At 38.7% G+C, this 26,687-nt stretch carries 28 protein-coding genes, 1 tRNA gene and 3 pseudogenes; 26 read left to right on the top strand and 6 right to left on the bottom strand.

Features of this window, described 5'->3' with window-relative positions:
- The first annotated feature begins 103 nt into the window (after positions 1-103).
- The 9 genes and pseudogenes from spoIIE (at position 104) to spoVB (ending at position 9,239) form a co-directional block, all read left to right on the top strand.
- Positions 104-2,451 (top strand): annotated as a pseudogene (gene spoIIE / locus JCM21531_RS02540) (stage II sporulation protein E).
- An 87-nt stretch (positions 2,452-2,538) separates the two neighbouring features.
- A complete protein-coding gene (locus tag JCM21531_RS02545; RefSeq protein ID WP_038287146.1) occupies positions 2,539-2,880 on the top strand; it encodes a hypothetical protein in 342 nt (113 codons plus the stop codon).
- 168 nt (positions 2,881-3,048) lie between these two features.
- On the top strand, positions 3,049-3,666 hold the full coding sequence (locus JCM21531_RS02550; protein WP_038287148.1) for a hypothetical protein: 618 nt from the start codon (positions 3,049-3,051) through the stop codon (positions 3,664-3,666).
- Positions 3,667-3,770: 104 nt separating this feature from the next.
- Positions 3,771-3,845, top strand: a tRNA-Arg gene (locus tag JCM21531_RS02555).
- Between the two features lie 233 nt (positions 3,846-4,078).
- Positions 4,079-4,513: a PilZ domain-containing protein gene (locus JCM21531_RS02560; protein WP_038287150.1), complete on the top strand. Its 435-nt coding sequence runs from the start codon at positions 4,079-4,081 to the stop codon at positions 4,511-4,513.
- A gap of 260 nt (positions 4,514-4,773) precedes the next feature.
- Positions 4,774-5,739, top strand: a complete 966-nt coding sequence (gene dusB / locus JCM21531_RS02565) for a tRNA dihydrouridine synthase DusB (protein WP_038287152.1) — start codon at positions 4,774-4,776, stop codon at positions 5,737-5,739.
- A gap of 140 nt (positions 5,740-5,879) precedes the next feature.
- Complete coding sequence (gene pilM / locus JCM21531_RS02570) at positions 5,880-6,983, top strand: pilus assembly protein PilM (RefSeq protein ID WP_038287154.1); 1,104 nt, start codon at positions 5,880-5,882, stop codon at positions 6,981-6,983.
- 111 nt (positions 6,984-7,094) lie between these two features.
- Positions 7,095-7,598, top strand: a complete 504-nt coding sequence (locus tag JCM21531_RS02575; RefSeq protein ID WP_038287156.1) for an acyl-CoA thioesterase — start codon at positions 7,095-7,097, stop codon at positions 7,596-7,598.
- A gap of 87 nt (positions 7,599-7,685) precedes the next feature.
- Complete coding sequence (spoVB, locus tag JCM21531_RS02580) at positions 7,686-9,239, top strand: stage V sporulation protein B (protein ID WP_038287158.1); 1,554 nt, start codon at positions 7,686-7,688, stop codon at positions 9,237-9,239.
- 15 nt (positions 9,240-9,254) lie between these two features.
- Here spoVB and JCM21531_RS02585 read toward each other — a convergent pair whose 3' ends face one another.
- Together JCM21531_RS02585 and JCM21531_RS20215 are read right to left on the bottom strand one after the other, a co-directional pair.
- Positions 9,255-10,514: a methyl-accepting chemotaxis protein gene (locus JCM21531_RS02585; protein WP_243467112.1), complete on the bottom strand. Its 1,260-nt coding sequence runs from the start codon at positions 10,512-10,514 to the stop codon at positions 9,255-9,257.
- Positions 10,514-10,705, bottom strand: coding sequence for a hypothetical protein (locus JCM21531_RS20215; protein WP_038287162.1), 192 nt, complete (start codon positions 10,703-10,705; stop codon positions 10,514-10,516). Before JCM21531_RS20215 ends, JCM21531_RS02585 begins: the two co-directional genes overlap by 1 nt.
- Before the next feature lie 672 nt (positions 10,706-11,377).
- Here JCM21531_RS20215 and JCM21531_RS19260 point away from each other — a divergent pair.
- A complete protein-coding gene (locus JCM21531_RS19260; protein ID WP_173400167.1) occupies positions 11,378-11,548 on the top strand; it encodes a hypothetical protein in 171 nt (56 codons plus the stop codon).
- A 98-nt stretch (positions 11,549-11,646) separates the two neighbouring features.
- Here the strand turns inward: JCM21531_RS19260 and JCM21531_RS23460 are convergent, their stop codons facing one another.
- Positions 11,647-12,369 carry an aminotransferase-like domain-containing protein gene (locus tag JCM21531_RS23460; protein ID WP_369347558.1) on the bottom strand — a complete coding sequence of 241 codons (723 nt, stop codon included), beginning with the start codon at positions 12,367-12,369 and terminating at the stop codon, positions 11,647-11,649.
- Complete coding sequence (locus JCM21531_RS23465) at positions 12,360-13,142, bottom strand: aminotransferase-like domain-containing protein (protein WP_279378963.1); 783 nt, start codon at positions 13,140-13,142, stop codon at positions 12,360-12,362. Before JCM21531_RS23465 ends, JCM21531_RS23460 begins: the two co-directional genes overlap by 10 nt.
- A 250-nt stretch (positions 13,143-13,392) precedes the next feature.
- On the opposite strand from JCM21531_RS23465, the gene JCM21531_RS02600 reads away from it, so the two are divergent.
- From JCM21531_RS02600 to JCM21531_RS20240, 16 genes and pseudogenes are all read left to right on the top strand, one after another.
- Positions 13,393-14,298: a decaprenyl-phosphate phosphoribosyltransferase gene (locus JCM21531_RS02600; protein WP_038287163.1), complete on the top strand. Its 906-nt coding sequence runs from the start codon at positions 13,393-13,395 to the stop codon at positions 14,296-14,298.
- A 13-nt stretch (positions 14,299-14,311) separates the two neighbouring features.
- Positions 14,312-14,503, top strand: a complete 192-nt coding sequence (locus JCM21531_RS20220; RefSeq protein ID WP_243467113.1) for a hypothetical protein — start codon at positions 14,312-14,314, stop codon at positions 14,501-14,503.
- A 173-nt stretch (positions 14,504-14,676) separates the two neighbouring features.
- Positions 14,677-14,820: pseudogene (locus JCM21531_RS24750) on the top strand (DapH/DapD/GlmU-related protein); the annotation flags it as partial.
- A gap of 125 nt (positions 14,821-14,945) precedes the next feature.
- Positions 14,946-15,992, top strand: a complete 1,047-nt coding sequence (locus JCM21531_RS02610) for a glycosyltransferase (protein WP_243467115.1) — start codon at positions 14,946-14,948, stop codon at positions 15,990-15,992.
- Between the two features lie 37 nt (positions 15,993-16,029).
- Entirely contained in the window at positions 16,030-16,527 is a 498-nt protein-coding gene (locus JCM21531_RS02615; protein ID WP_038287165.1) for a DUF4330 domain-containing protein, read from the top strand.
- 44 nt (positions 16,528-16,571) lie between these two features.
- On the top strand, positions 16,572-16,832 hold the full coding sequence (locus JCM21531_RS20230; protein ID WP_243467116.1) for a hypothetical protein: 261 nt from the start codon (positions 16,572-16,574) through the stop codon (positions 16,830-16,832).
- A gap of 64 nt (positions 16,833-16,896) precedes the next feature.
- A complete protein-coding gene (locus JCM21531_RS02620; RefSeq protein ID WP_243467117.1) occupies positions 16,897-18,129 on the top strand; it encodes an O-antigen ligase family protein in 1,233 nt (410 codons plus the stop codon).
- 55 nt (positions 18,130-18,184) lie between these two features.
- Positions 18,185-18,895, top strand: a complete 711-nt coding sequence (locus JCM21531_RS02625; protein ID WP_243467118.1) for a hypothetical protein — start codon at positions 18,185-18,187, stop codon at positions 18,893-18,895.
- 2 nt (positions 18,896-18,897) lie between these two features.
- A complete protein-coding gene (locus tag JCM21531_RS02630) occupies positions 18,898-19,980 on the top strand; it encodes an NAD(P)H-hydrate epimerase (protein ID WP_279378964.1) in 1,083 nt (360 codons plus the stop codon).
- The gene (locus tag JCM21531_RS23470; RefSeq protein ID WP_279378967.1) at positions 19,974-20,090 is read left to right on the top strand and encodes an NAD(P)H-hydrate dehydratase; all 117 of its coding nucleotides are present in this window, start codon (positions 19,974-19,976) and stop codon (positions 20,088-20,090) included. The genes JCM21531_RS02630 and JCM21531_RS23470 overlap by 7 nt, the downstream gene beginning before the upstream one ends.
- Positions 20,091-20,101: 11 nt before the next feature.
- Entirely contained in the window at positions 20,102-20,443 is a 342-nt protein-coding gene (locus JCM21531_RS23475) for an ADP-dependent NAD(P)H-hydrate dehydratase (protein WP_279378965.1), read from the top strand.
- Between the two features lie 57 nt (positions 20,444-20,500).
- Positions 20,501-21,669 (top strand): annotated as a pseudogene (alr, locus tag JCM21531_RS02635) (alanine racemase).
- A 503-nt stretch (positions 21,670-22,172) separates the two neighbouring features.
- Positions 22,173-22,460: a CopG family ribbon-helix-helix protein gene (locus JCM21531_RS02640; protein ID WP_038287167.1), complete on the top strand. Its 288-nt coding sequence runs from the start codon at positions 22,173-22,175 to the stop codon at positions 22,458-22,460.
- The gene (locus JCM21531_RS02645) at positions 22,450-22,800 is read left to right on the top strand and encodes a type II toxin-antitoxin system PemK/MazF family toxin (protein ID WP_038287169.1); all 351 of its coding nucleotides are present in this window, start codon (positions 22,450-22,452) and stop codon (positions 22,798-22,800) included. Before JCM21531_RS02640 ends, JCM21531_RS02645 begins: the two co-directional genes overlap by 11 nt.
- A gap of 21 nt (positions 22,801-22,821) precedes the next feature.
- The gene (locus JCM21531_RS20235; RefSeq protein WP_243467119.1) at positions 22,822-23,142 is read left to right on the top strand and encodes a hypothetical protein; all 321 of its coding nucleotides are present in this window, start codon (positions 22,822-22,824) and stop codon (positions 23,140-23,142) included.
- Positions 23,133-23,318: a hypothetical protein gene (locus JCM21531_RS20240; protein WP_243467120.1), complete on the top strand. Its 186-nt coding sequence runs from the start codon at positions 23,133-23,135 to the stop codon at positions 23,316-23,318. Before JCM21531_RS20235 ends, JCM21531_RS20240 begins: the two co-directional genes overlap by 10 nt.
- A 99-nt stretch (positions 23,319-23,417) precedes the next feature.
- Here JCM21531_RS20240 and JCM21531_RS02655 read toward each other — a convergent pair whose 3' ends face one another.
- Together JCM21531_RS02655 and csaB are read right to left on the bottom strand one after the other, a co-directional pair.
- Positions 23,418-24,158, bottom strand: coding sequence for a WecB/TagA/CpsF family glycosyltransferase (locus tag JCM21531_RS02655; protein ID WP_038287171.1), 741 nt, complete (start codon positions 24,156-24,158; stop codon positions 23,418-23,420).
- Between the two features lie 34 nt (positions 24,159-24,192).
- Positions 24,193-26,430 carry a polysaccharide pyruvyl transferase CsaB gene (csaB, locus tag JCM21531_RS02660; RefSeq protein ID WP_038287173.1) on the bottom strand — a complete coding sequence of 746 codons (2,238 nt, stop codon included), beginning with the start codon at positions 26,428-26,430 and terminating at the stop codon, positions 24,193-24,195.
- Positions 26,431-26,687 lie beyond the last annotated feature (257 nt).

A 26,687-nucleotide genomic window follows, 5' to 3' on the forward strand; every position in this document is an offset into this window, starting at 1 on the left:
CGAGAAAACGAAAAAAGTTTTTCACAAAAAATATTTTATATGGGGGTTACAAAAGATGAAGACACAGATTATTCCGTATCAAAAAACCGGTGTTTTGGAAAGGATGTATGGCAAAACGAGAGGAGGAATTTTATCCGGGCTTACGATTTCAAAAAATAATATTATATTTTTCTTGATAAGCATCCTCCTCGGCAGAGTATCTTTATTCGGAGGCCTTATGCCTTTCGGACTTGCTTTTTATGCAGCGTCAATCACATCTAATGTAAACAGACTCATCACCGCGGCAGCAGTGGTAATTGGAATGGCAACGGGCGGTGCCCGCGCAGAGCTTTATACTGCCTTTACATTTATAGCTCTTTTCACTCTATTTACCAAATTATTAAAGAACATAAATGAGAAAGAAGATCTCAAATATTCTGCCATAGGACTCGTAAGTGCTGCTGTTCCGCAAATTATAATGGCGGGATTTCAAGGGTTTTTAATGTATGATGTTTTAATCGCTTTGTTCCAAAGTGTATTGGTATTTTCAATGACATACATATTTAGGCGTGGTGTGCCGCTGATAGAAGGAATAAAGAATAAAAGTGTTTTAACCAACGAAGAAATGATAAGTGCTGCAATGATAGCGGCTATTTCCCTCTCCGGGTTGGGGGGTATAGATGTTTTTGGTGCATCCCTTCTTAATGTGTTGAGTATTCTGGCGGTGCTGCTTCTTACATTTAAGGCAGGCCCGGGAGTGGGGGCTGCTGTTGGAGTGATTGTTGGCCTGGTAGTTAATTTGAGCAATCCCGTAACACCTATGGTTATCGGCTCCTATGCCTTCTGCGGTCTAATGGCGGGTTTGTTTAGAAATCTTGGAAAGACGGGGACTGCTGTGGGTTTTATTCTCGCAAATGCAGTGCTGACTCTGTATATAAACGGTTCAACAGAAGTGATTGTTCACATTAAAGATATAATTCCCGCTGCAATTATGTTTGTTGTTATTCCTAAAAAGATCATTGAAGATGTGTTTGGAACATTTGCCATAGGGGCAGAGGTTTCTAACGACAAGGTATCATACAGTGAGCGTATAAAGGAACTCACAGTGGAAAGGCTGAGTAATTTTGCAAGAGCTTTTCAGGAACTTTCAAAGACTTTCAGCGAGATATCTCAAACAAAAATGGTTACCAACAAGCAGGACATTTCATCCTTGTTTGACAGAGTTGCGGACAAGGTGTGCAAGGATTGCAGCTTGTGCCTTCACTGCTGGGACAGGAATTTTTACAATACATATCAGGTTATGTTTAAAATAGTTGAGAACCTCGAGAAAAAGGGCTGGATTGACGAAAGCGATATACCGGAGTATTTCATGGAAAGGTGTGAAAGAATAGGAGAGTTTGTGAGGCAGGTGAATAATGTATATGAACTGTTTAAAGTGGACATGGTGTGGAAGAACAGGATAGGAGAAAGCAGAGGACTTATATCGCAGCAACTCGATGGATTGTCAAAGGTTATATCAAGCTTGGCCGTGGAAATTGAGAGCGAAATCAAATTTAAAGCCGATATGGAGGATGCATTGCTGTCCGAGCTTAGGAACAAAGGAATAAAAGCTTATGATGTGGTGGTTTTTGAAAACAAATGGGGAAAATATGAAGTAAGCATTTTTCATAGAGGATGTGCGGGAGCAAACAAATGCCTCGATCATATTGAAGAGGTGGCATCCACTGTCTTAGGAAGGCAAATGATACGGGACAGAAATGAGTGTATACATAATCACAGAACGGGGATATGCAATCTCAAACTGGTAGAGGAAGAGATTTTCAATATAACAACGGGTATGGCAAGGAGCTCGAAGTATGAAAATCAGGTTTCGGGAGATAATTACTCGTTTATGAATACCGGCGCCGGGAAGTATATTTTGGCTCTGAGCGACGGTATGGGCACAGGTCAGGCAGCATCCAGCCAGAGTAAGGCTGTCATAAGTCTGCTGGAGCACTTTATGGAAACGGGATTTGACCAGGATACTGCAATAAAGTTTATAAATTCTATACTTGTATTGAAGTCCGACGATGACTCCTTTGCCACTATTGACCTTTCGGCAATAGATTTATATAACGGAAAAATTGAATTTGTGAAGATAGGGCTGCACCAACCTTTATAAAAAGACAGAACAAGGTGGAAGTTGTAAAAACCGTATCTCTTCCGGCAGGGATACTCAGTAATATAGATACGGAGCTGGTTTGCAAAAATGCAGATAATGGTGATTTTATAATCATGGTCACGGATGGAATTATCGATTCCTTTAAGCTTGAAGAGGGTGGCGAGCAGAATTTGATAAAGTTTATTGAAGACATTGATACCATAAATCCCCAGGGAATTGCCGATCTGATATTGGCAGAGGCGTATTCAAAGTGTAAAGACAAGCCTGTGGATGATATGACGGTGCTGGTTGCAAAGGTATGGAAGAGGTAAATAATATTTGAGTCAATAATATTTTTAGTATAATTTGCACTGAATTGAGAAAGACTATCTCTGAATACATATTTTCGGAGGAGTATTATGGTGTGTGATGACACAAAAAGAGTAGTGGTAATTAGAAATATAACCTCGAACCTTATTGAAGAGGCCATACTGATTTTAAAAGGCAATCCTGAAGAAAGCGGAAGGAAAATCAAAAAGATTTTATCTAAAGACAGGGAAAAAATGAATGAGCGTCTTTTGAAAGAAGCGGAAGAAATAATAAACAATTATATAAAAAGGTACGGCTCGCAAGAAGATTATACCACTGAGGTGAAATTGAAGCCATACCGTATGGGTTTTAGGCTTCCAAATGTCTTGATAAACATGGCTTTACTTGGCAGCATTGCCTTGCTGATTTTTCTGGTCTCAAGGTTTTTGTGAAAGAAAGTTTTTCTACCAATGAAAAATTTTCTTTGGACTTAGAGTATTATAACAGTATAATTCACCCGGGTTTAAGTTATAGACTTCCAATTTCAGGATTGCTTTTATAGTTACTGAGTTGTATTATTTTATTAAATAAAGAAAAACAGTTTAAGGGGTAGTTTTATTGTGTCAAATAATACTTTATTAGATATACTGCTGTTGCCAAGGTCATTTTATAAAAAGCTATCGGATAAAATGAATACTTTGCACCCGGGTATTATACTGGTGGGATTTATTGATATAGGTTTTGCCCTCGGCACCAAATTATTTAGTTATTTCTTTGGAAAGTCTCAATCGGCACTGATATTCAATATTTCCCTTACTATTTGTTTTGTTCTTTTGATAGGCCTTATAGATGTGGTATTTTTTGCACTTCCGTTGTTTGATATTTTTAAATTCTTCAGGGTCAAGGAAAAAATAAAGAATTTAAACGGACAGCTTATAAAACTAATGAAAGTTTATGTGGTCTCGCATTTTCCGGTGGTGCCGGTGAATGCTTTTTTCTATTGGTTGGTACTTGGGCCTTATGGTACGGAGGCCTTGAGTTTGTTGGCGTATTTCGTTACGTCCGTGATTACACCGCTGTGGCATTCTGCGATTTTGTCAAGAGGGATAAATGCTATTTATGACTTTGATGACAGGCTCAAGACTTTGGTTTTCTTTATTGCGTACTTGTGGACAACCTTATTGGGGTATGCTCTTGGATTTATGATAAACAATTGGTTTTTTACGCTTTTTAAGTGATTTTAATTGCTGTAGAGCAAATTTAATTGCAAATTACTTGTAAATGACAGTTGTAAATAATTCAGAAATATACTATAATACTTTAATGACAGAAACCCATCAATGTCCCGGTAGTCTAATGGATAAGACGGTGGATTCCGGTTCCACTGATGCGGGTTCGATTCCTGCCCGGGACGCCAAATTCTCTACAGCCTTTAAAATTTAGAGCTTTGTGAAAAGCTTACCCTCGACACACTCCTTAAAATGTGGTAAAATAGTATTAGAAAGGGTACCCGCTTCTGATTATATTTTAATACTATTGGAATATCTTAATAACCTAGGGGATAAAATGCATTTGAATAGTATATACGGATAATGTATATAGGAGTTCATATCTAGAAGAGTCCAAACCAGAATTCAAGGGGGATTTCTGATGATTAGTATTCAAAATTGGATGAATAGCCATTATGGTAATGCCACAACCTGCATGGCTTCAGTGAGTCGTGACAGGATACGCTGGCATGAAGTGGAAGTAAGCGATATCTCAACCCGGGGACTCAAATTTTACTCAACGAGAAATTTTAATGTAGGTGAGATTTTAAACTACGACCTGCATGTCTACAGTATGTTGACAGCTTTTCAATTTGGAGTAGAGGGATGCATTACAGAGAAGGAAACTTTATCCGATGGTTTTAGCTACAGCGTTGAATTTTCCAATCTGGATAAACATGTAAAAATTCAGTTGGATGAAATTTTTAATGCAAATATTGCTGTTGAGAATAAACATTTTTCTGCAAGTGATGGGATACATTCCTTTGTTTTAAATCCGAGGAGCAACTCAAGCAGGCATTATTTCCGCAAATATTAGGAAAAAATAATTTGAAATAAGGTTTAATCAAGGGTATATAAAAAGGATATATAATAATTCGAAATATTATTATAGAGATTTGTAACAAGATTAATTTATAATAAGAGTAATTGAAGATTAAAGCTTTAGTCTTTTTTTTGCAGTTTTATTGGGCATATTTACGGAGCTATTTTTAGCAATTTATTGCTATATTTTCAGCAATTTATTTATATGTTATTCACAAATTTGTACTAGAATGTTAAGATAAAAGGAGGAAGGATATGAAAATAGGGAATGTAACCCTAGACAACAATATTTTTCTTGCTCCCATGGCCGGTATAACCGATATTCCCTTCAGACTTTTATGCAAAGAACAGGGATGCGGGTTGACATATACAGAGATGGTAAGTGCAAAAGGGATTTACTATAATGACGAGAAGACGAAAATGCTTACTGCAGTTGACGGCTCAGAGGGAAAGGTTGCGCTTCAGATTTTCGGTTCAGACCCCAGTATTATGGCAAATGTAACAGAACGTTTGAATGATTCCGATGCTTGTATCATTGATATAAACATGGGTTGTCCTACACCCAAGATAACGAAGAACGGCGATGGCTGTGCATTAATGCTTGAACCGGATTTGGTCGGGAAAATAGTCCGGGAGGTTTCAAAGGCTTCGGTTAAACCTGTCACGGTAAAGATACGCAAAGGGTGGGACGAAAACAGGGTCAACGCAGTGGAAATAGCCAAGATTGCGGAGGAAAACGGAGCTGCGGCAGTTGCGGTTCACGGAAGAACAAGGGAGCAGTTCTACAGCGGCAAGGCAGACTGGAGCATCATAAGACAGGTTAAAGAATCTGTCAGCATACCTGTAATAGGAAATGGAGATATTTTTTCTCCTGAAGATGCCAAGAGGATGTTTGACGAGACCAATTGCGATGCGGTAATGATTGGTAGGGGTGCACAGGGAAATCCATGGATTTTCAAAGGAATAATAAAACATCTTGAAGGATATACATTTAATTCGAATATATCACCGGAAACAAAAGTAAACATAATGAAAAGACATATGCGAATGCTTGTGGAGCTTAAAGGAGAAAAGTGCGGTGTGCGGGAAATGAGAAAGCATATAGCGTGGTATATAAAGGGTATGCGCAACGCTGCACGTATTAAGGAAAGAGTCTTCAAAGCAGAAACCCAGGATGAAGTTTATGGTTTGCTTGATGAACTTTTCGAATGCAATATGTAATATTGCAATAAAACATAGCATATAAAATATACTATATTTACAATTTTAAAACTTAATTATTTCAATATATTGATTTTAAAATACATGGATGATAATATAATCATATAGGTCATCTTAATAATACTTAAGGAGTAGATAAAATGGTAACAATTCCTTTCATTAAAACCAACCTTCTGAGTATTGACATCGGATTTAGGAATATAAAAATTGTTGAAGTGGAGTTAAGCAGGAATAATGAAATTTTTATTAAAAATTTCGGTATAGCTTCTACTCCAAAAGGGTCTATTAAAAACGGGGCAATTAAAGATGTCAAGAGTGTTACCAACGAAATAAAGAAGGTAATGGAAAATATAAATGTCAAAGCCAAGAGCGCGAAGATTGTTATGTCCGGTACGAATATTATTTCCCGTGTCTTTGTTGTTGAGAAGATTCCCGGGGAAGATATGAACCAGCTTGTCAGGACGACCATATCCCAAAGCATGCCGATAGACCTCGATGCGCATCAGATAGATTATAAGGTATTGCAGGAATTTAGGGAGGATGGAATTGATAAAATAAAGGTTTTTGTTACCGCTGTTTTAAAAAGTATTATTCAGAGCTATATTGACATTTTGATTGAATTGGGGTTAAAGCCCATATCGGTGGATATTCCTGCTAACAGTGCTGCAAAGTTTTTTAGGAGGGAGATTATTGCTTCCGAGAGCGAAACATGGTTTAAAAAGCAAAGATACAGCAAGCTTAGCCAGAGTACCTTTGCTGTTGTTGATTTCGGTTCTGAGACTACAATAGTAAACATATTGAGGGATAAGGTTTTGGAGTTTAACAAGGTTATTTTGAGAGGAAGCAGTAATATTGATGAGGCTATTGCAGCCAGTACGGGTAAGAAGCTTGAAGAGGCCGAGAGGCTTAAAAAAATTCAAGGGATTGATCTTCCCGATATAAATGCCGATGAAGAGCAGGAGAAAATTCACAACAGCATCAAATCTGTTATTGACGAGATTGCAAGGCAGATGTTCCAATGTTTTGATTTCTATGAAAAGAGATGTTACGGAGAAAAAATAGGAAAGATTTATATGATTGGCGGAGGCTCGTTGTTAAAAGGACTTCGGGAATACTTGGAGGATGTTTTCCAAGTTCCGGTATATCCCGTCGGACTCCTCAGCATTGAAGGAATACAGATAAACAAAGGGCTTGATGGGGAGAGATTGAACTACCTTATCAACTCTGTAGGAATAACTTTGTAATAGTCTTCAAAAAATAAATTATGTGGTTTGCAAGGCGGCATTTTATATGCCGTTTTTTGATATGCTTCGGAAATAGAAGATAATATTTGACTTGGAAAGGAGATATGCATAATGCATGATATATCAACAGAGTATAAGGAAAATTTTGAGGGCAAGCCTCCCAGACTGTCACAAGTGGAAATGACCGAGCTTGTACTGCCCAATGACACCAATCTTTTGGGAAACCTTCTCGGAGGAAGGCTCATGCACTGGATAGATATTGCAGGAGCAATGGCTGCATCAAGGCATTCAAACAGGATTGTAGCCACAGTTGCTCTAGATAGCCTGGATTTCAGACATCCGGCACGTATGGGCGAGCTGGTTATGCTTAAAGCTAAATTGACTTGGGTGGGTAGGACCTCTATGGAGGTTAAAGTAAGCGCATATGCTGAAAATTTAAAGACTGGAAATGTTATTCTGACCAATCAGGCATATATTACCTTTGTGGCATTGGACAGCGAAGGAAAACCGGCTCCTGTTCCGCCGCTGATACTTGAAACGGAAGAGGAAAAGAGGGAATTTGAAGAGGCTGAGGAGAGAAGAGCAGAGCGCCTTAAGAGAAGAGCAAAGGGATAAGTTTTGAATTCGGTGTAATATTGGTCATAAGTTTCTGAATTATAAAATAATAATAATCAGGACAATTTATTGTAATTCAGGACTAAAATGGCCAAAAAATCATTCATAGGCAGTGCTGTCATTTTAATGATAGCCAGTTTTATAGTTAAAATAATCGGTTTTATTTACAGGATATATCTTTCGAATCTTATAGGTGCGGAAGGAATGGGATTGTTTCAGCTTATTTCTCCTGTATATTCCCTCATAATCCTCACCTTGACATCAGGAGTGTCAATAGCGGTCTCCAAGATGGTGGCAGAAGAAATGGCGAAAGGCCACCAGGTCAACTTAAGGAGGATTACGGGCTGCGCCTTGGCTATTGTTCTATTGGCAGGGCTTGGGGTTTCCCTGCTGATACTTGTTTTTATAAATCCTATTGTCAATGTAATATTGAAGGATTCAAGGACTTATTACTCAATGCTTCTTTTGATACCGTGCATACCGGTGATTGCAGCAGCATCCGCATTAAAGGGTTATTTCTACGGGATACAGGAAGTAGTACCCACTGCTTGTTCGCAAGTTGTGGAACAGATTGTGAAGACAGCTTTGGTTATGGCTATGGCGGGGTACTTTGTAAATGTAGGACTGGAATACGCCTGCGCCCTTGCCACTATCGGAATGGCACTGGGTGAAATTTCAAACCTGTTGGTTTTGGTTGCTGTATACAAGTTCAAGAAAAAAAGGGCTTCTATGAGTAGCTCGAAGAAGGGCTTTATGAGGAAGCGAGTTATTGTCAGGGAAATCGTGAAGATATCAATTCCGGTGTCCTTCAACAGGTTTATTACTTCCATCATGTCCACCGTTGAGTTTATTTTAATCCCGAGAATGCTTGTTTTAGGAGGAATGACCTACCAGAACAGTATACAGGAATACGGGAGGCTTACGGGAATGGCTATGCCGCTCGTTTTCTTTCCGTCTCTTGTGACATCTGCCCTGGCAACAACCCTTGTACCTGCAATTTCGGAGGCAATGTCCGTAAGAAGCTACAGAACCGTTAACTACAGGATGTCAAAGTCAATACAGCTCACATGTATAATGGGATTTATATTTTCAGCGATATTCATGCTTTTTCCCGACACAATAGGGGACTTGATTTACAGAAAGGAAAATATCGGACATATATTATATCTTCTCTCATTTACCGGAATATTTATTTATCTTCAGCAGACACTACTGGGGATATTGAACGGCCTTGGGAAGCAGGGAATCCTTCTTAGGAACTCCATCGTGGGATATGTAATAAGAATAGTTTTTGTGATTTACTGCATTCCTGCATATGGAATAGAGGGATATATTGCGGGTATGATAGTAAGCTCCATATGCGTTTGCATTCTGGATATTTCAACGGTAGTCAAAACAACAGGAATGGCCCTTGACTTTAGAAATTGGATACTAAAGCCGGGTTTGGTGGGGATAATAATGTTTTTAATTGGGAAATACGTTCAGAGCTTTTTCACAATATTTAATCTCGGCCCCTCGTGGACAGTTGCGTTGACCATTATCGGAAATATTGTAATAGGCTTTTTACTAATGTTCGTCCTGGGTGCTCTCGATAAAGATGAAATGTTGGCAATGATGGGCTTTAAAAGGGCCCATAGATAAAAATAGTGAAATATATTATTGATTGATGTCCCGGTCTAAAGTTTTCATTAATTCAGTTAGTTCTTCGATACTTTCTATCATGCTGCCAATCTGGCTTTGCTGAATATCTGCATTGGCAAGTACTTCTTGGACCGAAGCGGATGATTTTTCCGATATGGCGGCTACTGTCTCCATTTCTCCGGCAACTTTATGGGCCGATTGCAGCAGCCGCTCATTTATAGAGTTTAGTGACTCCGCTTGTTTGAGTACTTCTTCAGAATTGGTCTTGATTTGATTAAACAGCTGTTCCACTGTACCTACTGATTGTTTGCCGGAAACAACTATTTCAAGTCCGCTTTGAACCAATTCATTTACTTGGCGGATTTTTTCCTGGATAAGTTTGATACTAACATTGACTTGTTCGGAAGCATTATGTGAATTTATTGCCAGTTTGCGAATTTCGGATGCAACAACAGAGAAACCTTTGCCGTGTTCTCCGGCTCTTGCTGCCTCTATGGAAGCGTTTAAGGAGAGTAAATTGGTTTGGTTGGCAATTTCTTTTATCATAGAGACAATATTGTTGATTTTAACACTTTCTTCATTTACTTTTCCGATTGCAGCGGATGTACTTTCAACAAACCGGTCTATCTCTTGCATTTGATCGGACATTATCTTCATTTTGACCTGGCCTTCCCCAGTTACTTCAGTTGTATCTCTGGACATCCGGCTCATATTGGAAGAAGCGTCCGCTGTTTCCCGGGCAGTGGCTGCTACATCCTGCATTGCTTCCAAAACGTCATTGAAACTGGCTGTTTGTGTTTCAATCCCCAAAGATATTTCTTTAAAGGATGATACCAGTTCTTTGGATATGGTGCCTGTAGATGTTGCATTTCCCTGAAGGTTTATAGTTGACTTTCTGAGTATTTCCACCGTATGATAAACCTTCTCCAAAAGCTCATCTGCTTTTTTTCTTGAATTCTCTGCTTCCATGGCCCCTTGTCTGATTCTTGCAAACATTTGAGTGCCGATACGGCTTTGAGAAACCAATGCAATTAAGCAAAAGATAAAATATACATTAGGTGAAAAACGGTCTATAGCTGCATATCCCGGCTTTGTAAGAAGTGCATAATTTAGTATGAATATACCGATGATTCCGTTTAGCAGTAACGGACGGTAATTATGATATATGGATAAAATTGCTATAGACAAATACAAAACAAGAGAATTTGGGAAGTTGGTTGTGCTTTTAATGATGAAAAAGGAGATAAAGTTAAAACCTAATGCTATAATATACATTATATATGGAATTGTAATTTTTTCCATACAAGGAAAACTATCAATAGTGCAACGGGTGAAGCATATTTCAATACAGCCATCATTGTAATGGGGTATTTGTAAGCAGATAAAGATCCCAGCATAACGCATATGCAAAAAATTGCAGTCATTAATTTATTCCTTTTATGTAGTTCTAACAATTCTTTATCCAAGAGTGACGCCTCCTGTTTATACACAATGTACAAATTTTGAATTGTAGATTTTCCAAACAGCTTGTCAAAAGCTAATGAAAAAAAGTAACTTGCGAAATGAGTAAAAACAGAATATCCGGTTTTGCAAATTTTCTATAAAGCTTTGAAATTCTATAATTTAGAAGTATGCAGGGATTATGTCCTCACATCATTATATCACTATGGAGGATGATATGCAATGCTTGAAAATCCCTTTTTTCCTAAAAGGTTTCATAGAGCTTATTTGTAATTTATGACATGAAAATGTTTGCACATATCTTTGGAGATTTACATATTCTATATTAAATAATGGAAAAGGAAAAATTTCGACTAAAGTAATATTTTTTTTGCCGATAATATAAAAGCTGCAGGAAGGAATTTGCTAATATTGGAACCATATAGGGAAATATGTTATAATCGGGGCTAAGAAAAGTAAAACCGGCTCTATTTTCTAATATGTCATAAATGCCATGCTCTGCGACATACAATACAGAGTATGCTTTAACTTGGTTCGTATAATTAATGGAATATTAAATTTATATTAATAATACATGAAGTTTGTGTTAAAATATTGATATTTATAGCAATTTTATTATATAATGGAATCCGGGATTTAGAAGGATTTGCCACAAGTTGTGTAAGGAGGTGTATAGAATGAATGACAATGCACAACGGCTGAAAAATGAAATAATGGAAAAAAACAAGCTGATTAATTGTTTTAATCGCAAATATGACTTGGATAAGTCAAAGATTCAAAATATCGAAGTTGAACTTGACAGTCTTTTGTATAAGTATTACAAGACACTTAAGAATAGGGATTATTAGAGGTTATGTCCAAAGGCAAGCATATTTAAGAAACTAAAGACCGGTATATGGGTAGGCAGCAATATACCTTGCCGGCGAATACATAGTTTTTGATATGCTTACAGTATTGGAACGTTACCTGTCAAAGACTTGCTTCTGTCAAAATATGAAATCAATTCGGAAAGTTTTTTAATGCCCCTTTCAATTTCACCAGTATGAACTGCAGCAAAACTTAATCTAATGTTATTTAGCTTGGTTGGCGTGCTGCTGTAGAAAATTCTACCGGGAGCAAAAACAATATTCTCGGCAGACGCAGCCTTTAACAGGCTGCTGACCAGGCAGCTTGAAGGAAGGTCAAGCCATATATTTAAGCCTCCTCCGGGCTTGTGAAATTGAACATTTTGCGGAAGGAAACTTTCTAAAGCTTTTATGGTTTTGTAATACCTTTCTTTATAGATATCAAACATTAATTTAAAGTGCTCGTCCCACATCCCTTTTCTTATATAAAGGTCAAAAGCCCGTTGTATAAGTCCGGAGGTGGATATATCCGTTGCGTGTTTTGCCTCTATAATATATCCTTTAAGACCTGACGGCACAACCATAAAGCCAAGTCTTAACCCCGGCATAAAAATCTTGGAAAAGCTTTTGAGAAAAATAACTCTGTCGGATTTATCAAGGGATTTAATAGGTTTAAAATCCATATTTTCAAAGTCCAATCCGCTCACGTAATCATCTTCGATAATATAAGCATTATACTTTTCTGCGAGTGCCAAAATTTCCTTTCTTTTTTCATTCGAATATGATATTCCCGTAGGATTCTGAAAGGACGGAATTATATAAATGAGCTTCGGTTTATACTTTTAAGGTTGTACTCAAGAATATTGAGATCCGGACCGTCACCGGTCAAGGGAACACCGGCAATCTCAGCGCCCCTTGATTTAAATACTGCTATTGCTCCCGTGTAGGTTGGACTTTCGGTAATTACATAATCGCCCTGCCTTAAGAGAGCTTTGGCAATTATATCTATTCCCTGCTGAGCTCCTGAAATTATTTGAACATTTTCTTCCGAACAGGTAATATCTCTCTTTTCCAAGAGGCAGCAAACGGATGAACGCAAGGGATAAAAGCCCTGGCTGTCCTGGTAATCGAAAGCGTTTCCTAAATCACGGTCGAGGACCTCATTTAAAACAAGCTTGAAGTTTTCCACCGGAAACAGATTCGATTCGGGGGTGGCGCTGGCAAAGTTGATGGTGTTTTCATTGATTTTGATATGTCCATTATTAATTAAATCCAAGTCATCGATTTGATAGAGTTCGTCCAGTATAATATTGCGGTCTGAATAATTTATCCTGTGGCTGGGCACAACGGCGGAAACATATGTCCCGCTACCCGGCCGGGAGTGGACATAGCCGTTTGCTTCCAATTGCTTGTAACAGGACACAATAGTCACCGAATTGACATTCAGCAAAGATGACATCCGGCGTATGGAAGGGAGCTTCAAATCAGCCAGAAGTACGCCGCTCTCTATCATTTCGGCAATTTTATCGCTAAGCTGCATATACAAAGGAGTGCTTGAATCCTTATCGAGTTTTATGGACTTAAACAATTCCAGCATTTTAATCACCACCAGCTATTTTACACGCAGCTATTGTAGCAGAATAACAAGTACGTGTAAAGAGCCGTCAACTTACCGTAATAAAAGACACTGGATTTACCTTTCGTCAAATGATATAATATGAGACTAGTGTCAAGCTACTTAAAATGCAAAGAAGCAATGAAATAAAAATGTAAAATGTTTTTTAAATATATTATTGTACAATAATATGTAATGAAGTATACTCAAAGCTTTCTGGGAGTGATAATGATTGAGCCAATCTTTGGATAAGGCCGGAAATATTGGCGTTTTTGACAAAATCAAAGGATATATCAAGCTTGCAAGGCCAAAGCAGTGGATAAAGAATTTGTTTGTGTTTGCGGCTTTGATATTTGCAAAACACGTTTTTGAGCCGGACTATTTTGCAAAAGTTCTATTGGCTTTCTTATGCTTTTGTATGATTTCGGCCTGCGTTTATATCATAAATGACGTAATAGATGCAGAAAAGGACAAACTCCATCCAAAAAAGAAGTTAAGACCCATAGCATCGGGTAAGATAAGTAAAACGGAGGCATTGGTATTTCTTGGAGGACTGTTGCCGGTGGCTGTAATTGCGGCCTTCATGCTGGATATAACTTTTGCGGTTGTTTTGCTTTTGTATTTTGGCAACAACATACTCTATTCCATAAAGGTTAAGCACATGGTTATCCTCGATGTAATGTCGATAGCCTTGGGATTTCTCCTTAGGGTAATTGGAGGAGCTCTGGTCATAAAGGTGTATATTTCTCCATGGATTTTGTTGTGTACTCTGCTTTTGTCACTGTTTTTGGGATTCAGCAAGAGAAGAAACGAGCTTGTGGTATTGGAAAGCGGTGCAAATTCCCACCGAAAGATACTGGATGAGTATTCGTTGGAGTTTATAGACAATATGCTTTCCATTGTTACAGCCTGTACTGTAATGGCATACTCCCTCTATACTTTTATGAGCAGCAGTGACAACTACTACATGATGTTGACAATACCCTATGTATTGTACGGTATTTTCAGGTATCAGTATATCATATACAGGAAAAAAGAGGGTGGAAGTCCCGAAGAGACTGTTTTGTCGGACATACCTCTTATGATAAACATAATTCTCTGGGCGCTTACAAGTATAATAATTTTATATATTGAATAGGGGAAGGGGATTTATGAAAAAGTTACGCTATTATATTTGCCTTGGCCTATACTATTTGATTGCGCGGCACTTGCCGGGGTCGGATACGCCATACAGCCTTGGCTCAAAAAAGATAAGGGGTTTTTTATGCAGAAGGATTTTTAAGCGGACGGGAAATAACGTAAATATTGAGCATGGGGTTTATTTTCCTCCGGCAGGGATATAGAAATTGGGGACAACTCTGGGTTGGGACTTAACTGCAGGGTGAACGGTCCTTTAAAAATAGGAAATGACGTTATGATTGGACCCGATGTTATGATATTTACACAAAACCACAAACACGACAGGCTGGATATTCCCATGAGGCTTCAGACAGACCCCAAAAGGCCTGTGGTTATAGAGGATGATGTTTGGATTGGGGCAAGAGTGATTGTTCTTCCGGGAGTCACGATTCACAAGGGAGCTATTGTCGGCGCGGGAGCTGTTGTCACAAAAGATGTGCCCGAATATGCCATAGTGGGTGGAAATCCTGCGAAGGTTATAAAATATAGGGACGGAAGAAAGGTCTAGCATGGGGAAATATGATACAATATGGATGGCGGAGATGATACAATGATAAAGGTGCTATATTTGCTAAACCATGCCGGAAAGGTGGAACGGAAAGATATGTGCAAACCCTCATTGAAAAACTTAATAACAGTAAAATAAAAGCTTATTTTGCCTATAATGAGTACGGGCTTTTGGTGGAAAGGCTTGAGGCTTTGGGGGTTGAGACATACAGGATTGAGATGAGGAATCCTTTTGATATAAAAGCGGTTTTGAGTCTTGTAAAGCTTTGCAAAAAGCTTGACATAGATCTTATTCATACACAGTTTTTAAGGGAGAATTACATAGCCATGCTGTCCCGCATCATCAATCCGAAGGTTAAGGTAATGTATACAAATCACTTTATCTTGGAAAATAATTTGCCCATCCGGCTGGCCAACAGAATTATTACTCCTTTGGAATCCAACATTATTGCCGTATGCAACCGGGGACGGGAAATGATGATTTCCAACGGCATAAGTCCGAAAAAGATTAAAGTAATATTCAACGGAGTAGATGTAAAATACTGGAGTGAACCGGTGGAATCAACGGTAAGGAAAGAGTTTAAAATAGATGACGATGCTTTTGTAATGCTGTGTGCTTCAAGATTTGCCCATGACAAGGGTCATAAGTTTTTAATCAATGCTCTTTATGAGCTCAAAAAGATGACCGATAGAAAGTTTAAGTGCATCCTGTCAAATGACGGACCTTTGCTTGAGGAGTGCAAAAAGCAGGTTGAGGATATGGGACTTTCTGACGTTGTAATATTTGCAGGATTTCGGAAGGATATAAAAAACCTTATATATGGATGCGACCTTTATATAAATTCTTCCGAACATGAGGCGCTAAGCTTTCTTATTATAGAAGTGTTGGCTTGTGGAGTGCCGCTTATTGCCACCGACATGGGGGGAAACCGTGATATTATAAATGAGGAAACGGGCTGCGGCATACTTGTACAGTACAATGACCATAATGGTCTTGCAGATGCCATAATCAAAGTTATGGGAGACAGTGAGCTTAGAGGTGCTTTAAGTCAAAATGCACTAAAAACTGTCAGGGAGAAATTTAATCTTGATAAAGTTGCCCAGGAAACATATAATTTATACGAGGAAAGCTTGAACAAAAAATAGCTTGATTTTTTAAATCTTTACAAGGAGAGTTGAGAGTATGATTATTGACAGTAAAGGAAAGCTGTTTGGTAAAGTAAGCATAATCGATATTTTGGTTTTGGTGGTATTGGTTGCAGGAATTGCGGGAGTATGGGCCAAATTTTTCAGGTCAGGTTCCGTAACGCCTATTGCAGCAAAGAGCGAGAGTTATATAGTCGGGCTTTATTGGGAAGAATCTCCCGAGTTTGCGGTAAAAGCCGTTAAGATTGGCGATATAGCAAGAGATTTTGACCGTGGAGCGATTTTGGGAAAGGTAACGGATATTAAAATAGCCGATTCAATATCTTTTGTAAAGACGGACGACGGCAGAGTTGTTGCGGGCTCGATGCCGGGATATGTGTCCTACCATATTACCCTTGAAGCTACAGGAGTTCCAAGTGACCTCGGAGGGGTTATTTTTGATGGAATGGACTATCAGATAGGAAAGTCAATGACCGTGAAAGTGGGAAATGCTATTTTTATGGGCAGGATTGATAGATTAGAGAAAAAGGGGTAATGAGCTTTGCTTCATGATAGTGTGCTTTTAAAGCCGGTTTTTTTGTGATACAGGTGATAAACACCTCATATGAAAGCAGTATCTTAAAAAAGGTTGTCACCTCTGTCATTAATTTTTTTAGGAAGCTGAACAGTTTTTATGAGAACAGTCTGACTGCGTATATTGCAAAATCGATAACGGAGATTTTGCATAACAGTGCGATAATCGGTTTTTTTATAAGGAAAGGTAAAATGGCCCGGTGGTGGGAACATTCTTGGGTTTTCCGTATAATAAACGGCTGTTTTGAAGTACCTTCAAAATTTTAAAGAGTTTTTATCAGAAGTATGAAGAAATCTTTTTAGGTAGCATTGCAATAAGAACATTAAAATTTTGCTGCAAAGAATAGAATGCATAGTAGGCCTGTTTTTAATAGCCATTCTGGTAGTACCTCATGAGAAGTGGAATAATATTTACAATGTGGCAATAGCATTGTTTCTTGTTTTCCTGATTTTTATAAATACCGTAATTCAAAGACACTGGATGTTTAATTTCAAGGCATTGGATTACACTCTCATATTGTTTATGACGGCTGTAGCTGTTTCCTTTGCTACTTCCATGAATATCTCAAGCAGTATTAAGTATTTGTTGTTTTATATAGCTTGTTTTTTGTTTGTTTTGGTAATTGTCAGTACTGTCAAAAATGAAAATTCCCTTCAAACAATTATTGAGATGATGCTTTTTGGTATTACGGTTATAGGGCTTTTCGGATTGTGGCAGTCGATTAGCGGAGCAGTTGTTTTTGACCCGTCCCTTACTGATGTTGAGATGAATCAGGGTATGCCGGGAAGGATTTATGCCACTATGAGCAACCCGAATAATTTCGGAGAAATACTAATAATGGCGCTTCCGTTTTATGTAAGCGTGATTTTGAATTCGAAAACTTTCTTCAAAAAAATGGTATTTATAGCTATGGCGTTGCCGCCGGCGCTTGCACTTTTTCTTACCGGCTCCAGATCTTCATGGATAGGGTTTGCGGTTTCGGTAGTAGTGATAACGTTTTTGCTTAATAAAAGACTTTTGCCCTTTATATTGTTGGGAGGGGTAATGATGATACCTTTTCTTCCCCAATATGTTTACAAACGAATTCTTACCATTTTCAGGGCTTCGCAGGATACTTCAGCCCAGACCAGAATCAAGATTCTCCAGACTGTGGAACCAATGTTAAAAGAGTATATGGTATCGGGAGTTGGTTTGGGTTCGGACATATTCAGGCAACTGATTCAGAATTACAAACTGTATACCAAAGCAGTTCCGCCTCATACCCATATTCTGTACTTGCAAATCTGGATTGAAATAGGGCTTGTCGGAATTATTACTTTTGTGTGGTATATTTACAGAACAATAAAGAATTCTGTTATCGGTATATATAATTCAAGCCAGTGTCTTAAAACCATACTTGCGGCAGGAACGGCAGCTTTATGCGGAATTTTGGTGACTTCCCTGGTGGAATATAGTTGGTATTATCCTAGAGTCATGGTTATGTTTTGGGTGCTTTTGGGTATATTAGCCTCTGCAACGTACTTGGCCGAATTAAAGAGCAGAAAGCTTTCGGAAATGGATTAATAAAAACATGCAATTATGCCGATACAGTTATATGGACAAATTTTTTAATAATGGTATGAAAGGCTTAGGAGAGGTTGGTTGTGATTGTATGTTTGATTTTTTTAAGCGCAGGCAAAGCAAAAAGGGAGAATTTGACTGGTCGGCACTAAGGAAATACAATATACCTATACTTATACTGGATGAAAGATGGCATACCATTTTCAAGAACACGGAAAAAGCAAAAGAAATTATTGAGAAAGAGGAAAAACTTAAAGAGTTGTTGAAGGAAGAATCCCGCCTTGTTTTTGAGAAAAAGGAGATTCTGTCCCGAAAAAAAAGCTATCTGGACAAGATAATAAAGCTTACTCCTGAAGTATTTGACAAAAACGATCAGCAATCGAAAGAAGAAATGGAAAAATGCGAGAAGGAAATAAATCAGATAAACGTAAGAATTGAAAGTATAGAGGCTGAAATTCATAATATGCCCGAAAGAATTCGGGAAGCAAACATGGAACTTTTAAAGTGCACGATAAATTCGGTGTACTTTAAGATGCGGGAAAATCAACTTAGGGTAAAGGAATTGGAAGAACTAATTGAAAAAACCAGAAAGCAGTTGGCAAGCTATATTGACGAGAAAGAAGGTCTTACGGAGTATGACAACGAAATCTACACGTATTTTCATGACCTTCTTGGAGGAGAAGAGTTGCAAAAACTGGATAATGAGTATTTTAACAAAACTTACGGTAATAAAAGAGATGCCGAAAAACTCAATGCGACGGAGGTATAGACATGAAGGTTGTTACGCCTGTGCAAATGAGAAAAATTGACTCATATACTATAGAAAGCATTGGGATTCCGGGGATTGTGCTAATGGAGAATGCGGCCATTAGAATGACTGATGAAATCCTAAAGGATTATGGAAGTGTAATAAATAAGAATATAGTATTATTTGCCGGGAAAGGGAATAATGGTGGGGATGCCTTTGCAGTTGCAAGGCATCTTTGCAATAAAGGGGCAAATACTGTTGTTTTTTTGCTGGCAGAAAAGAAGGATATTGCCGGTGATGCCCGGATAAATCTTGACATACTGGAAAGTATGGGGATAGAAACGGTGGAGGTCTTAGAAAGCGGCAAGTTGAATGATGTAGAGGCAAGACTTGAAAAGGCAGAACTTGTGGTGGACGGCATTTTCGGTACCGGTCTTAAAGGCGGTATCAAAGGCTTTAAGGCAGATATTATAAGACTTATAAATCAAAAAAACGTACCTGTTATTGCCGTTGACATACCGTCGGGAGTAGACGGCGAAACTGGAGCAATAGAAGGGGAATGCATAAAGGCGTACAAGACTGTTACCTTTGGCTTCCCGAAATTCGGACACTACCTGCATCCCGGATGTGAATTTGCGGGAGAATTGGTAGTGGCGGATATAAGTATTCCTGACAGTGCAGCTCAAAATTTTGATATAAAGAGTTATGTCATAGACGGAGAAACGGTTTCAAAATTAATACCCAAAAGGACCGGAAACAGCAATAAAGGCGATTATGGAAGAGTACTTGTTATAACAGGCTCCACGGGAATGACGGGAGCCGGATGCCTTGCCGGAACTGCGTCTTTGCGCTCCGGGACGGGACTTTTGTACCTTGGTGTTCCTAAGACGCTGTCCTTTATATATGAATGTAAATTGACAGAAGCTGTAACGATTCCTTTGGAAGATGAAAACAAAGGCTTTCTTACTAGAGCGTGTGTGCCCGAGCTTCTGGGACATATGGAAAAGATGGACGCGGTTGCTATAGGTCCCGGTTTGTCATCCAAAGAAGGTGTAAGGGATGTGGTACTAAGCGTTGTTGAAAACTGCAATGTGCCTTGGTGGTAGATGCCGACGGATTAAATTTGATATCCAAGGATTTGTCGGTGTTAAATAGAAGTAAGGCACCAATGGTTTTCACTCCCCATCCCGGTGAAATGGCAAGGCTTATGGCATAAGTATCGGCGAGGTGCAAGGAAATAGGGTAAAGACAGCAAAGGTATTTTCCCAAAAGTGGGGCGTCATAACCGTACTGAAGGGAGCTAAAACCATTGTGGCAACTCCCGACGGAAGATTATTTATAAACCCTACGGGCAATTCGGGAATGGCAACCGGAGGAACGGGAGATGTTCTTACCGGGATGATTGCAAGTTTTATCGGGCAAGGACTGGAGCCGGTTGATGCAGCAGTAGCCGGCGTATATTTGCATGGAATTTGCGGTGACCGTGTTGCAAGTGTAAAAGGGGAGCATGGTCTTGTTGCAGGGGATTTGGCAGGAGAAATTCCCTATGCAATAAAATCACTTATATAAAAATAATTCATATTTATATATATAAAAGCATATATAGACATCAAAGAGGGAATGGAAATGGACTATAAATTCAACAGGGCATGGGCTGAGGTTAATCTGGATAATATTGCCCATAATGTAAAAGAAATCAGACGAATTGTTGACAAAAAGGTTGAGATAATGGGAGTGGTTAAAGCTGATGCATACGGGCATGGTGTAATGGAGGTTGCCAGGACGCTTTTGGAAAATGGTGTTACCCGTTTTGCAGTATCTATGCTGGACGAAGCCATACAGCTTCGTCAACACGGTATCGATGTTCCGATACTGATACTCAGCTATACCGATCCCATACGGGCAGAAGAGATTATTTTAAACGATGTTACCCAGACGGTTTTCAGTCACGATCTGGCAGAAGCTCTGTCGGATGCGGCTGTGAAGCACAATAGAAATGTTAAGATTCATATAAAGATTGATACCGGTATGACCAGGGTTGGATTTATGCCGGGCTACAGCGCAGTTAAGAATGTGGTGCAAATAAGCAAGCTGCCGGGTATCATTATTGAAGGTTTGTTCACCCACTTTGCATCGGCGGATGAAACCGATAAATCTTACACCTATATGCAGTTTGAAAGATTTATGAGTATAGTTAGCGAACTTAACAGGATAGGAGTGTACATTCCGGTCAAGCACGTATGCAACAGTGCCGGACTGATTGAGTTTCCCGAAATGCACCTAAACATGGTAAGGCCGGGGATAGCATTGTATGGATTGTATCCTTCGGATGAAGTGGATAAATCAAAAATTGACTTAAGGCCTGCTATGCTATGAAAGCCAATGTCATACTTGTAAAGGACGTGGAAAAGGACACCTGCATTAGCTACGGAAGAATATTTAGAACAAGCCGGAGCAGCAGGATAGCAACCATACCTATAGGATATGCCGACGGATATACGAGGCTTCTTACCAACAAGGGAAAGGTGCTTCTAAACGGTCAGTTGGCTCCTATTGTAGGGAAAATTTGTATGGATCAGTGCATGGTGGACATTACGGATATTGAAGGAGATGTAAATGTCGGAGATGAGGCTGTGCTTATAGGGAAGCAGAAAGATAAAGAGATAAAAGTCGAAGACTTGGCTAAAAGTGTCGGAACAATTAATTATGAACTTGTAAGTATAATAGGAAAGAGAATCCCCAGAGTTTACCTAAAAGAAGGAAAGATATACAATGTATTAAATTATTTAATATAGTGGTTATATAATTTAAAAATGTAGAAAAAATATAAATAAAATGTGTTTGGAATATTGTCATAATAATGTAGTTGATAATATAATAAAATATACGGATTCGGTTAACAAACATACACTTTTGTTTTTTAATAGATAACAAATATCAAAGTTTTATGTATAAGTTGGAGCAAATAACAAAAAACTAAACTTTAGAAACAGTATTCCTGTGGTGCTTTGAATATGTGTGGGGGTATTCACTTTTGTTAAGACTAAAATATTTTAGAAAGAATTACATAGGTGTTTGAAGGTAAGTAATTAAATTTTAATTTGACCCGTGCATATGTTAGATATTATAATTAATATATATAATTATAGAATTACTGCCTTCGCGATTACCGTAAATAACCTTTGACAAAGAAAATGTATACAGTACATGATATATTTCTTTGTTTGCGGCATAAAAGTGCATCATTTGAATTTTTCTTTATGTCTTAACCCAAAAAAAAGAAGTGGGGGTTTTACTTTTGGCACAATTAAAGAAAATATTAATTAGTCTTCCCGACAATTTACTTAAAGAGGTTGATTCCATTGTTGCAATGGAGAAAATTAACAGAAGTGAATTTGTCCGGGAGGCAATGAAGCTTTATATACGTGAGAAAAGAAGAATTGAAATGAGGGATAAATTGAAAAAAGGTTATCAGCAGATGGCTGAAATTAATGTCAAACTTGCAGAGATCTGCTTTGAAGCAGATAATGATCAGCAGCAAAAATATGAGGAAGGCCTCAGGGAGTTGGAAGAGAGTGGTAATTAAACGCGGAGATATATTTTATGCAGATTTGAGTCCGGTTATCGGTTCGGAACAGGGAGGAATAAGACCTGTACTTATTGTTCAGAACGATATTGGAAATAAATATAGTCCTACTGTTATAGCATCAGCAATTACATCACAAATAAACAAAGCAAAGCTGCCGACACACATCGAACTGAGTGCAAAGGAGTATGGACTTCCAAAGGATTCGGTGGTGCTTTTAGAGCAGATACGAACCATTGACAAAAAAAGGCTGAGAGAGAAAATAGGACATTTGGATGACGAACTGATGGAAAAGGTTAACGAGGCACTGACGATAAGTTTTGGATTGATAGATATGTAGAGATTGAGGGGGTTACAAAAGATGAAAGAATTAATTTTTGATAAAAATTCCAGAAAAGTTATTTTGATAGCTATATTAAGCGTAGTAGTCATACATATTGCTCAGGTGGTCCATGCTTCGGTTACGGCGGAGCCCGGTTCCGAAGAGGAGCCTTTGGTTTCTCAAAGCTATGTGGATTCAAAGTTTGAAGAGATGGCAAAGAAGCTGGAAGAAGCGGAGAAAAGACTTGAAGAGATTGAAAAGTACGGCAAATTTGAAGCATTGGAATTGAACAAGGACCAAGTACTTATTGCGGGTGCCAGCGCCGAATTGATATTAAGGGGCGGGAAAGCTTGGCAATAGGAGGGGAAGGCGGAGGTCTTTCGGATATCACCTCAGGTACAGGTGCGGATATAAATACCGATGATGAGGTACCTTTAAATCATCTGTTGTTGGTATCGAGGGATGACGGAAGGGGCCTGAGAGTTACCAGTGAGAAGGCATGGGTTCTTGTAAAAGGGCCGTACACAATAGAATAGTTTTTACCGTGGATAAAATAAAGGGGCATTAGCTTCCTTTATTTTTTGTACCGATTTTTTAATTACACCGCTTTATTGCATAATTTGGACAAAACAGAATTATGCCCTTTTAGGCTTTATTCTGTTGGCAATGACTCGGAGTATAAAACGGGGCAAATCCATCATCCTTACAAAACGCCATGGCTCTTTGTAGAGCCTGTAAAGCCATTCTAAGCCGTGCTTTTGAAAGAAAACCGGAGCACGCTTTGCCCTGCCGGAAAGCACATCTAAGGTACCGCCTACACCGATACATAGCTTGACTTTGAGCTTTTTCTTGTTTTCATGAATCCATTTCTCTTGTTTGGGGGCACCCAGAGCAACCAATAAAACATCGGTATTGGAGTTGTTTATTTGGCGGATTATTTCATCCTCTTCATCTTTTGTGAAATATCCGTTTCGTATCCCAACAACATTAATGTTTATTCTTCGGTCTAAAAGGTTTTTGTATGCTTCCTCTGCTACTCCCGGTTTACCTCCGAAGAAAAAGTAGTTGATATTTTTTGACGTATCATCCGAAAACAGCATATTTGTCAGGTCAAAACCTGCAACCCGTTCTTTTAAAGGACAGCCGTTAATTTTGGATGCCAGTACAACTCCGGCACCGTCAGGCACCAAAAGGTCGGCTTGACAAAGTATTTCCTTTAGTTCCGGGTCTCTTTGGGCTGCCATCATTATTTCCGAGTTTGGGGTGTAAACTGTGTGAACCCTGTCCTCGTTCAAAAAACCCTTTACAATATTTAAAGCCTCGGCCATGGATACGTTATCAACGGGTATGCCGAGTATATTGACTGTGTTACGCATAAAAATCTCCTTCTTGCTTTAAAATATTTTTCTTTTATAGAGGTTTTTCATCAAGCATCTCAATTGCAATTTTGGCATTCTCAAGAGCCTTGCTTTTGAGAAGAGCAGTGGTTTTCTCCAATTCTTTTTTGATGGACTCCCTGTTTTCCCAGGTTTCATCCACTATTCTTTTCAAATGCGAGAGTTCAAGGGAGTTTACATGGCCTGCCGATACCTGTTTGACGTACTGCATAAAGCCCTCAACCTTTGGCTCATATACCATTCCCACCACAGGAATTCCAAGGCTTGCGGCAAAAATCAGAGCATGAAGACGCATTCCAATGAGCATTTGAGTTTTCCCGATTATTCCAAGCATCTCTGAAACAGTGGGTTTACGGGTTATTACAAAGCTCTTGTTTTTCATTTTCGACATTATGTTTTGAATTATTGCAAGGTCACCCGGGTAATGCATTGCAATAAAAAGGGGTTTTACGCCGTATTTTTCGACTATATAGTCAGCAAGCTCGGCAATTACAGCTTCATATTTTTCGTGTTCGCCCCATTTTCTGACGGAGATGCCGACAAACTGCTCTTTCGGATCAATTCCCTCATCTAAGAGAAGCTGATTTATGCGCTCATCTTTTTCGGGCATTATGGTGAATGCAGGGTCGGCAGTTATTTTAATATTGGGTCTAATGATCTTAAGGTTATTCAATTCCTCAAAGGACAGCTCTTCTCTTAAAGTAATGACATCCACCTGGTTTACGATTTTCTTTGTAAGCTTTCGGTTTTTGTCTTTATTCAAAGGTCCTATTCCGTTGGCGTAAATCATTACCTTCATACCCATCTTTTTAGCAAGCCATATCATTCCAAGGTAATACACCAAAGAACGGGTACTGGTATTGTCCTGAATCAGGCTTCCTCCGCCGTTTATAAAGAGTTTTGAATTTCTCATGATTTGAAGGATTTTAAGGAGGTTGAACCTGTTTATTGAGTCAACATTGTATACAAGTCCTGTTTCTAAGGGGTTTCTGGAAAGGACCAGAATCCTTAAATCCTTTCGGTACATGCGGAGGTTGTCAATTATTGCCATAAGCATGGCGTCATCTCCGATATTTTTAAAGCCGTAATAGCCGGAGATAATGGCATCATAACGGTATTTGGATCTGCTGTTTCGAAAATTTCTAAGAAGTATTGTTTCATATATTTCAAGCTGCGTTTTGCACATATTGTCCAAAGAAAAATAGGTGCTCGCCTTTTCATGAATCTTTTCCCCCATTTTTCTTCTTAGAGAGGGATCATTTATGAGGGTCAATATGTGACCTGCCAAGGTCTTGTAATCCCCCGGTTCAAATAGAAAACCGTTTATCCCGCTTTCGATAAGGTCTGAAATACCGCCAACGTTGCTGCTAATGGTGGCTTTTTTTGACAGCGAACCTTCAAGGATTGCGTAGGGAAAACTTTCGCTTAGTGAAGTAAGGGTGTTAATATCTATGCAGTTTAGAAAATCATAAGGCTTGTTTACGAAACCTAAAAAGAAGACATTGTTTTGAAGGCCGTAAGAAGCAGCCTTTTTTTCGAGAGATTTCCTCTCGGGTCCGTCGCCCGCTATCAAAAACCTTGCAGACGGGTTGTTTTTAATTACAACGCTTGCTGCCTTTAGGAATATATCCAAGCCCTTTACAGGGTCGAGCCGCGCCAATATTCCGATGATAACATCGTTTTTGTCAAATTTTAGATTATATTTTTTTAGAAATTCCTCTTTTGGCAAAGGATTAATTTCCTGGTTGAAATTGATGCCGTTATAAACGGTAAAAATATTTTGGGGACTGAACTTTCTCTCTATAAGCATTGTTTTAAAGTTTTTGGATACAGCTATATAAAAGTCAAGGAATCTCAATGACAGCGTATTTATAAGTCCAAAGGAAAACATTTTCAGAATATTCTGCAAATAGTCAAGTCTGTAGTCGCTGTGGACAGTTGTAACTACGGGAAGTCCGGTAAGCTTTTTTACGAAAACCGCGACCATATTGGCTTTTGCACCGTGGGAATGGATAAGTTCATATCCTTCCTCCCTTACGATGCTTAGAACCTTGCGTACATCGGAAAAAATGGTGCCTGTCTTTACTATCTCCACATTTATACCCATTGCGCGGGCGTCGTCCGCAAAAGCACCTGTCCTGAAACTGATAAGTTTGACATTTATATTTTTGCTAAGTTCTCTGACCAGGGAGAGAACATGGCTTTTAGCTCCACCCACATCTCCTCCGCCTATTAAATGAAGAACTTTCATGAATACTCTCCTTAAAGTCTTATTATGAATTTAAAAGATATTCTTTTACCCTGTTAATATGTCCAACACATTATAGCATATAATTTACGGAAAATAAAAGTGTGTATCCCAATATAATTTTGCATACTTGCTCATACTTTTAAACATTGGAGGCGGCAACAAAAATTACTTTGGGCTAAAAAATGGGTTGAACTTGATTTTTGTGGGTATGATAAAAGTAGCAAGCATAAGAAATGATAAAAAGACATTTTTTGAAT

Source organism: Acetivibrio straminisolvens JCM 21531 (assembly GCF_000521465.1).
GTDB lineage: Bacteria > Bacillota > Clostridia > Acetivibrionales > Acetivibrionaceae > Hungateiclostridium > Hungateiclostridium straminisolvens.